The organism is Vibrio sp. 1562, assembly GCF_033340155.1.
GTDB lineage: Bacteria > Pseudomonadota > Gammaproteobacteria > Enterobacterales > Vibrionaceae > Vibrio > Vibrio alginolyticus.
Genome location: NZ_JAWOVY010000703.1, coordinates 1 through 536, shown reverse-complemented (window position 1 = coordinate 536; position 536 = coordinate 1). Strand labels below are relative to the sequence as shown.

The 536-nt window shown below is 45.3% G+C and carries 1 protein-coding gene; it reads left to right on the top strand.

Annotated elements, in window-relative coordinates:
* Positions 1 to 338 (top strand): hypothetical protein (locus R7Z49_RS27195; RefSeq protein WP_318112778.1); only part of this gene is annotated, 338 nt, incomplete at its 5' end.
* Between the last annotated feature and the right edge of the window lie 198 nt (positions 339 to 536).

The following is a 536-nucleotide window of genomic DNA, read 5'->3' as shown; positions in this document are numbered from 1 at the left end:
AGTCTATCCTATTGATGGTTGTTCAGAGCTGGGAAGAAGAATCCCGTCGTCTACGCAGCAAAGACATCATCCCATGTCGTTTGTTGTTCCTCGATGAGGCGGCACGTCTGGATGCGAAGTCGATTTCAACGCTATTCGAACTGTGTGACCGTCTGGATATGCAGCTGTTGATTGCTGCGCCAGAGAACATTAGCCCAGAGAAAGGTACAACCTACAAGCTGGTACGTAAGGTGTTTAAAGATCACGAACACGTACACGTTGTTGGTCTACGTGGCTTTGGTCAAACAGATAAACCGAAGAGTGAAGTTCAAGAAATGATTGAAGAGTTTGAATCATAGGCTTGGAAGTATAAAAAACGCCCGCAATTAAAGCGGGCGTTTTTGTATCTGATTAACAGAGAGATGCAGGTAACGGGCATAAAATAAGCCGAGGCTGTAGGACGACAGTCTCGGCTTTTTCGTGAGCACTTAGACCAATAGCAGGGAGTATTGGAAATAATCTAAGCGCTATTCCTCTGAAATATCGGTTCCAGCTTC